This window comes from Actinotignum sp. usb-actsch-rep-73 (genome assembly GCF_059082735.1).
The window spans coordinates 40,478-49,123 of record NZ_JBHNPV010000040.1; the positions used below are offsets into that span (position 1 = coordinate 40,478).

Consider the following 8,646-nt stretch of genomic DNA (forward strand, 5'->3'; position numbering starts at 1 on the left):
ATGAGCTGCCAGCAATACAAGTAACGCGTCTCCGTCCGGAGGCGCTTCCGGACAGGAGAAAAGTGGCAAAGTTGCGTGTCCACGAGCTCGCCAAAGAGCTCGGAATCACCAGCAAGGAACTTTTGACGTACCTCAACGACCACGGTGAGTTCGTCAAAGCCTCAAGCTCAGCATTGGAATCGCCAGTTGTGCGTTCCGTGCGCGAGCACTACGGATCGAAGGGCCCGGCTGAAGTCCCTTCAACGAAGAAGACCGCTACCAAGAGCGAAAAGAAGACTGCCGAAAAGAAGACTGCGGCATCGAAGGCTTCTTCTTCGCAATCTTCCGCTCCGAAGCCTGCCTCACCGAAGGCAACAAAGAGCGCTGAGAAGACCTCGGCCCCCAAGCCGGGTGCTCCCAAGCCTGCAGCCCCCAAGCCGGCAGGCCCCAAGCCGGCAGGCAAGCAAAAAGCTGAAAGCAAGGACGACGCTAGCGCGCCACGTCCTTCTGCACCTCGTCCCGGCCCTCGTTCGGGTGGCCCACGTCCGGGTAACAACCCGTATGCGTCCAGCCAGGGCATGCCTCGGCCGGGTGGTACCGGTGGCCCGCGCCCCGGTCCTCGTCCGGGCCCGCGCCCCGGTGGCAGCCGTCCGCAGGGTGGTAATGATCGCCCGACACGCGGCAATTCCAACCGTTCCGGTAGCCCTCGTCCGAGTGGTAACCGTTCCGGTGGTGCCAATCGCCCGAACCCCGGCATGATGCCAGGACAAGCAAACTTTGCTCGCAACGCTTCCGGCGCCGCCCCCGCAAATGATCGCCCCGCACGTAACGGTGGTGGCCGTGGTCGTGGTGGCGCACGTCCCGCTGGTGGTCGCTCTGCGGGCGGTCCCGGCGCAAACGCCGGTGGCGGTTTCGGAGGTGCTCCCCGCGGTGGTGGACGTGGTGGACGCGGCTCAACTCCGGGCGCATTCGGTCGCGGAGGCGGTCGCAATCAGCGCGGACGCAAGTCGAAGCGCGCAAAACGTCAAGAGTTCGAACAGCAGAATGCACCCGTCATTGGTGGCGTTCAGATTCCTCGCGGAAACGGCAAGGTTATCCGTATTCGCCAGGGTGCATCCCTCGCAGACTTCGCCGAGAAGATCGAGGTCAATCCCGCAGCACTGGTCACCGTTCTGTTCCACCTTGGTGAAATGGCAACCGCAACCCAGTCGCTCGACCAGGACACCTTTGAAACACTCGGTGCAGAACTCGGTTACGACGTTAAGGTCGTTTCTCCCGAAGAAGAAGACCGCGAACTACTGGAGTCCTTCGATATCGACCTCGAGGCCGAAGAACTCGACGACGTCGAAAACCTCATGCCTCGTCCGCCGGTCGTCACCGTCATGGGTCACGTCGACCACGGCAAGACCAAGCTGCTTGACGCGATCCGTCACACCGATGTGGTCGATACCGAGCACGGTGGCATCACGCAGCACATCGGCGCCTACCAGGTCAACGTTGAACATGAAGGTCGCAAGCGTCCGATCACGTTCATCGATACCCCCGGTCACGAAGCATTCACCGCTATGCGTGCCCGCGGTGCTCAGGTCACTGACATCGCGATCCTGGTTGTCGCAGCCGACGACGGAGTCATGCCACAGACGGTTGAAGCAATCAACCACGCTCAGGCAGCAAACGTTCCGATCGTTGTCGCGGTCAACAAGGTCGATAAGGAAGGCGCAAGCCCGGACAAGATCCGTGGCCAGCTGACCGAATACGGTCTGGTCGCCGAGGAATACGGTGGCGACATCATGTTCGTCGACATCTCGGCAAAGCAGCGTACCGGTATCCGCGAACTGCTCGAAGCAGTTCTGTTGACCGCAGACGCTGCTCTGACCCTGGAAGCTAACCCCAATACCGCAGCACGTGGCGTTGCCATTGAAGCGAACCTCGATAAGGGTCGTGGCGCCGTTGCAACCATGCTGGTTCAGCGTGGCACCCTGCGCATCGGTGACGCACTGGTCGTCGGTTCCTCCTACGGTCGCGTCCGCGCCATGTTTGATGACACGGGGGATGACGTTTCTGAAGCCGGTCCGTCGCGTCCGGTTGCTGTCCTTGGTCTGACCTCCGTTCCGCGTGCAGGCGACTCCTTCTTGGTTGCCTCCGATGACCGTACTGCTCGCCAGATTGCTGGCAAGCGTGAGGCAGCAGAACGTCAGGCAATGCTTGCCAAGCGCCGTAAGCGTGTCTCCCTTGAAGACTTCGATAAGGTCCTCAAGGAAGGCGAGGTCGATACTCTCAACCTCATCATCAAGGGCGACGTTTCCGGTGCCGTCGAGGCCCTGGAAGATTCACTCCTCAGCATCGATGTGGGCGAAGAGGTCGCACTGCGCATCATCCACCGCGGTGTTGGTGCAATCACGCAGAACGACGTCAACCTGGCAACGGTCGACAACGCCGTCATCATCGGCTTCAACGTTCGCCCCGCAGAACGCGTGGCAGAACTGGCCGACTCCGAAGGCGTCGAGATCAAGTACTACAACGTCATCTACTCGGCGATCGATGACATTGAGGCCGCTCTTAAGGGCATGCTCAAGCCGATCTACGAAGAGGTCGCACTCGGTAGCGCAGAGATCCGTCAGGTCTTCCGCTCCGGCAAGTTCGGTAACATCGCAGGTTCGATCATCCGCTCTGGCACGATCAAGCGTGGAACCAAGGCTCGCTTGGTTCGCGACGGCGTGGTTGTCGCAGACAACCTCGAAATCGCGTCGCTACGTCGCGAGAAGGACGATGTCACCGAGGTCCGCGAAGGCTACGAATGTGGTATCACGCTGGGCTACAAGGACATCGCCGAAGGCGACATCATCGAAACCTGGGAAATGCGCGAAAAGCCGCGTGACTGAGGCCGTGATGGTCCGCTTGTAGGACATACGTAGTGTCGGGTGGAAGCGAGTTTCGTTTCCACCCGACCTGTGTGTTCCAAGCAGCTAACGCGTTTGGATAGGTGCGTTGAACGTGAGGTATCCACCAGCATTCAGCCGATGAGGGGTAGAGCCTCTACGATGGGATACCAGCAAGTACGCCAGTTCGACTGAAATCATGAGCCACTGAACGGGTGACAGAAGAAAAAAGGGGAGTGCCATGGCAGACGAAGCACGCCAGCGCAAAGTTCAAGACCGTATTCACCAGACCGTCGCGCGTATGCTCGGCCGTCGAATCAAGGATCCACGTCTCAGCTTCGTCACGATCACCGACGTGCGAGTGACCGGCGACCTTCAGCATGCTTCGATCTTCTACACAGTCCTCGGCGATGATGCTGACCGCGCAGGCGCCGGTCGCGCATTCGAATCTGCAAAGGGCATTATTCGCTCCGAAGTGGGTAAGGCTCTAGGCATTCGCCTGACCCCGACCCTTGAATTCATCCTGGATGGTCTGCCCGATTCTGCGGCAGCTCTCGAAGACGCGCTGGCAGCAGCGAAGAAGCGCGATGAAGAGATCGCGGCCTCGTCGATCGGGGCTACCTACGCTGGAGATGCAGATCCCTACCGTCGCGACGATGACGATGAAGGTGGCGAGGAAGCCGACGGCTTCGACGAAAATGACCAGGACCTCGCCTGAGATGGCGAAAAAGCCTGACACTTCCATCCCAGGCATCGTTATTATCGATAAGCCAGCTGGGATGACCAGCCACGATGTCGTGTCGAAGATGCGACGCGTGGCGCATACTCGCAAGGTCGGCCACGGAGGAACCCTGGATCCGATGGCGACCGGCGTTTTGGTCATCGGCATCGGTCAAGCAACGCGACTGCTGACCTACATTACCGCCGGCTCGAAGGCTTATGATGCGACGATTCGTTTCGGCGTCGCAATGACCACGGATGATGCGCAAGGCCAGCCGATTTCGATTGCCGGATGCGAACAGCTGGACCGAGAAGCGCTCGAATCTGCAATGGCAAGCCTGCGCGGTGAGATCATGCAGGTTCCTGCAACGGTCTCGGCGATCAAGGTCGATGGCAAGCGAGCCTACGCGTTAGCACGTGAAGGCCGCTCTGTTGAGCTGAAAGCGCGTCCGATTACAATCCACGCCTTCGAACGACTGGGCGATCCGCGCATTCAAATGGCGGAGTATGCGATTGCTACAGATGATGATTCGGCTGAAATGACGGCTATTCCAGTCAGTGTCGTTGATGTTGACGTTCACGTCGATTGCTCGTCTGGCACGTATATTCGTTCCCTCGCCCGCGACCTCGGGCAGATGCTGGGGTGCGGCGCGCACCTGACGGCATTGCGTCGTACGCGTGTTGCCTCGTTCACCCTTTCGGGCGCCCACCAGCTGGCTGATCTGCAAGCGGAAGCTGAAGCGCGAGGGGAGTTTTCGCCAGGCGCGCCCTCGTTGCCGTCTCCCGGCCTGATTCCGATTGCCGAGGCCGCGACCTCGTTGTTCCCCTCCATTGTTCTGAGCGCGGAAGAAGAACAGCGTTTCTCCCATGGTCAGGCACCGACGCGTGACGCGCAGGAAGTCATGGCATTAGGGAACCCCGGCGATGTCATCGCAGCATGCAATACATCTGGAGTGCTCTGTGGGGTGCTGGCCATTAAGAATCATTCTTTGAAGACTCTCAACGTATTTTCTGGAGAAACACAATGAAGGTCTGGACCGACCTGTCTGAGATTCCCGGCGACGAAAAGTCGGTGGTCACCATCGGTAACTTTGACGGTATGCACAATGGGCACCGCCGAGTCGTTGCCTCGTGCGTTGAGCGCGCACGCAAACGCGGTGTGGATGCCGTGGCGATTACTTTCGACCCGCATCCGACCCAGGTGCATCGCCCGGAAGTAAACCTCCAGCTGATTTCGCCGTTGCGGGATCGACTTGATGCCATGGCCTCGTGCGGACTGGATGCGACACTTGTGGAGCACTACGACCAAAGCGTGTACACGCTGGAACCCGAAGATTTCGTCACCGAGTTCCTCGTTGATCGCTTGGGTGCGGTTGAAGTTGTTGTCGGTGAAGACTTCCGTTTTGGCGCCCACAACGTAGGCACAATCGATACGCTTCGGGCGCTGGGACGCACCTACGGTTTTGATGTTGTGATGGTCACCGATATTCAGGCTCCCGAAGGGCGTCGCTGGTCCTCATCGTGGGTGCGTGAACTGCTCGCTGAAGGCGATGTCGCTGGCGCTGCCCGGGTTTTGGGGCATTTGCACCGAATCCGTGGCACGGTCGAACACGGTTTTAAACGAGGCCGTTCTCTGGGATTTCCGACCGCCAATTTGCGGGGCGGAATTGAAGGCGTTGTGCCTGCTGATGGCGTGTATGCCGGCTGGGTTGTGCGTACCGTTCCGGGAACGCAGTCCGCAGAATTCTTGCCCGCAGCGATCTCGGTGGGAACGAACCCACAGTTCGATGGGGTAGAGCGCACTGTTGAAGCTCACGTGCTGGGGCGATCCGACCTGAACCTCTACGGCGAGAAAATCGCGGTCACTTTCGTGTCACGCATTCGCGAAATGATGACCTTCGATTCTCTCGATGAACTACTTTTCCAGATGGATAATGACCTGCTGAAGACCGCGTCCGTGCTCGGAATCGCCGTGGCGAATCGCGTGGATCCCGATTCGGTGACCGCCGTCTGAAAGCAACGGGTTTCCCTCGGGTGTGATTGTCCTTTCACAAGGTGAGTCTGCCCACGTAGATACGGGGAAAAGCCCGCATCATGCTAACCTTGAAAAGCCGTTAAACGGCCGCGGATCCGATGCTGTAAAGGAAAGCTTTACAGCTCCGCGCAACGAATGAAGCAAAGGAGACGCCTGTGCCGCTGAGCAAGGACGTTAAAGACCAGATCATCGCCGAGTACGCGACCCACGAGGGCGACACCGGTTCCCCCGAGGTTCAGATTGCACTGCTGACCCAGCGCATCAAGGATCTGACCGAGCACTTCAAGTACCACACGCACGATCACCACTCACGTCGTGGCCTTTTGCTGCTCGTTGGTCGTCGTCGTCGCCTCCTTGGCTACTTGGCTTCGGTCGACATCGAACGCTACCGTTCGCTCATCGAGCGTCTCGGCCTGCGTCGCTGAACTTGTGCCGGCCCGATCCCGTATGGGACCGGGCCGGTTCACTACGTGTGGCGTTTTCACCCACACACCCAATAGGAAAGAACCACGAACGCGTCGCCGGTTTTCGACAGTGGTTCACGGACCCCCGCTTGTTTGTCGGGTGCGACGCCGTGGACTTCGATCGAAGGCCGAAGCGTGACGTGAGTTCTTCAGTTGAGAATCACAAAGGAGAATCCCCATCATGATGGAAGGTTCAGACATCACCGCCGCAGAGGCGATTATTGATAACGGCCGTTTCGGCAAGCGCACCGTGCGCTTCGAAACGGGTCGCCTTGCCAAGCAGGCCGCAGGCTCCGCTCTGGCATACCTGGACGACGAGACCACCGTCCTGTCGGCCACCACCGTCGGCAAGTCGCCTCGCGATCAGTTCGACTTCTTCCCGCTGACTGTCGACGTTGAAGAACGTTCGTACGCTGCGGGTCGTATCCCCGGATCGTTCTTCCGTCGCGAAGGTCGCGCGGGCACCGAGGCAATCCTCGCAGCCCGCCTGATTGACCGCCCGCTGCGCCCCGGCTTCGTCAAGGGCCTGCGCAACGAGGTCCAGGTTGTCGAGACTGTCCTGACCGTTCACCCGGATGACGCTTACGACGTTCTGGCAATCAACGCAGCATCCATGTCTACCCAGATCGCGGGTCTGCCCTTCACCGGCCCGATCGGTGGCACCCGTCTTGCTCTGATCGACGGCCAGTGGGTGGCATTCCCGCGTTGGTCTGAGCTCGAGCGCTCCGTCTTCAACATCGTTGTTGCCGGTCGTATCGTGACCGCTGAAGACGGCACCGAAGACGTCGCAATCATGATGGTTGAGGCCGGTGGCGGAAAGAACCAGTGGGAACTCATCCAGGGCGGCGCCATTGCTCCGACCGAAGATGTTGTTGCCGATGGTCTTGAAGCGGCAAAGCCCTTCATCAAGGTCCTCTGCGAGGCCCAGATTGAGGTCGCCAAGACCGCTTCGAAGGAAACTGCAGAGTTCCCGCTCTTCATCGACTACACCGATGAAGAATACGCAGCAGTCGAGGAATGGGTTGGCGACAAGCTTGCCAAGGCGCTCCTGACCGAAGGCAAGCTGGCGCGCGACGAAGCCGTTGATGCTGTTAAGGCCGAGATGCTCGAGGCACTGCTTGCGCGCTTCGAACATGAAGACGCTGAGAAGGAACTGAAGGCAGCCTTCCGTTCGCTCGAAAAGTACACGATCCGTCAGCGCACGCTGCGTGAAGAAATCCGCATGGATGGTCGTACCCCGCGCCAGATCCGCTCCCTCTCCGCAGAGGTCGAGGTTCTGCCTCGCGTCCACGGTTCCGCCATCTTCCAGCGTGGCGAAACCCAGATCCTGGGCGTCACCACACTGGCAATGCTTCGCATGGAACAGCAGCTCGACAACCTGAGCCCCGTCACCGCGAAGCGCTACATGCACCAGTACAACTTCGCTCCCTTCTCGACCGGTGAAACCGGTCGAGTGGGTGCTCCGAAGCGCCGCGAAATCGGCCACGGTGACCTTGCAGAGCGCGCTCTGATCCCGGTTCTGCCGTCGCGCGAAGAGTTCCCCTACGCAATCCGCCAGGTCTCCGAGACCATGGGCTCCAACGGCTCGTCCTCGATGGGCTCCGTCTGCGCATCGACCCTGTCGCTACTCCAGGCTGGCGTCCCGTTGCGCGCACCCGTCGCCGGTATCGCCATGGGCCTCATGACCGGTGAAGTTGATGGCGTTCAGAAGGCTGTCACCCTGACCGATATTCTCGGCGCCGAAGACGGCTTCGGCGACATGGACTTCAAGGTAGCCGGCACCAAGGACTTCATCACCGCCCTCCAGCTCGACACCAAACTCGACGGTATTGATTCCCAGGTCCTGCGTGGCGCCCTTGCTCAGGCCCGCGACGCTCGCCTGACCATCCTTGATCTGATCAACCAGGCTATTGACGGCCCTGATGAAATGAGCCCGAACGCTCCTCGCATCATCACCGTCCAGGTTCCCGTGGATAAGATCGGTGAGGTCATTGGCCCGAAGGGCAAGATGATCAACCAGATCCAGGAAGATACCGGCGCAGATCTGACGATCGAAGATGACGGCACCGTCTACATTGCTGCCGCTGCCGGCGAAGCCGCTGAAGCTGCACGCCAGATGGTCAACCAGATTGCTAACCCGCAGATGCCTGAGGTCGGCGAACGCTTCATCGGCACGGTCGTCAAGACCACGTCGTTCGGTGCATTCATCTCCCTGACCCCGGGTAAGGATGGCCTGCTCCACATTTCCCAGGTTCGTCGCCTGGTCGGTGGCAAGCGCATCGAGTCTGTCGATGACGTTCTGCAGGTTGGCCAGCAGCTTGAGGTCGAGATCGCTGAAATCGGCGATCGTGGCAAGCTCTCCCTGCACGCTGTCCTTGATGACGAAGCTATAGCCGCTGAAGCTGCCAATGCTTCCAACTCCGAGTCCGAAGGTCGCCCCGAGCGTCGCGAACGCCGTGACCGCTCCGAGCGTCGTGAGCGTCGTCCGCGCACCCGCACGCGTCGCAAGCGTGAGGACGAGGGTGAAGCAACCCAGGCTCCGTCTGAAGACTGATAGTTCTTCATCACC

At 59.8% G+C, this 8,646-nt stretch carries 6 protein-coding genes; all 6 read left to right on the forward strand.

Features of this window, described 5'->3' with window-relative positions:
* The first annotated feature begins 62 nt into the window (after window positions 1–62).
* The 6 genes from infB (at window position 63) to AC5RE1_RS03070 (ending at window position 8,631) form a co-directional block, all read left to right on the forward strand.
* The gene (gene infB, locus AC5RE1_RS03045) at window positions 63–2,861 is read left to right on the forward strand and encodes a translation initiation factor IF-2 (protein ID WP_179370506.1); all 2,799 of its coding nucleotides are present in this window, start codon (window positions 63–65) and stop codon (window positions 2,859–2,861) included.
* Between the two features lie 238 nt (window positions 2,862–3,099).
* Window positions 3,100–3,576, forward strand: a complete 477-nt coding sequence (gene rbfA / locus AC5RE1_RS03050; RefSeq protein WP_219585762.1) for a 30S ribosome-binding factor RbfA — start codon at window positions 3,100–3,102, stop codon at window positions 3,574–3,576.
* Window position 3,577: 1 nt separating this feature from the next.
* Window positions 3,578–4,606, forward strand: coding sequence for a tRNA pseudouridine(55) synthase TruB (truB, locus tag AC5RE1_RS03055; RefSeq protein ID WP_219585763.1), 1,029 nt, complete (start codon window positions 3,578–3,580; stop codon window positions 4,604–4,606).
* Window positions 4,603–5,592, forward strand: a complete 990-nt coding sequence (locus AC5RE1_RS03060; protein ID WP_103633543.1) for a bifunctional riboflavin kinase/FAD synthetase — start codon at window positions 4,603–4,605, stop codon at window positions 5,590–5,592. The genes truB and AC5RE1_RS03060 overlap by 4 nt, the downstream gene beginning before the upstream one ends.
* 176 nt (window positions 5,593–5,768) lie before the next feature.
* Window positions 5,769–6,038, forward strand: a complete 270-nt coding sequence (gene rpsO, locus AC5RE1_RS03065; protein WP_006681724.1) for a 30S ribosomal protein S15 — start codon at window positions 5,769–5,771, stop codon at window positions 6,036–6,038.
* Window positions 6,039–6,258: 220 nt separating this feature from the next.
* Complete coding sequence (locus AC5RE1_RS03070; protein ID WP_493938327.1) at window positions 6,259–8,631, forward strand: polyribonucleotide nucleotidyltransferase; 2,373 nt, start codon at window positions 6,259–6,261, stop codon at window positions 8,629–8,631.
* Window positions 8,632–8,646: the final 15 nt, after the last annotated feature.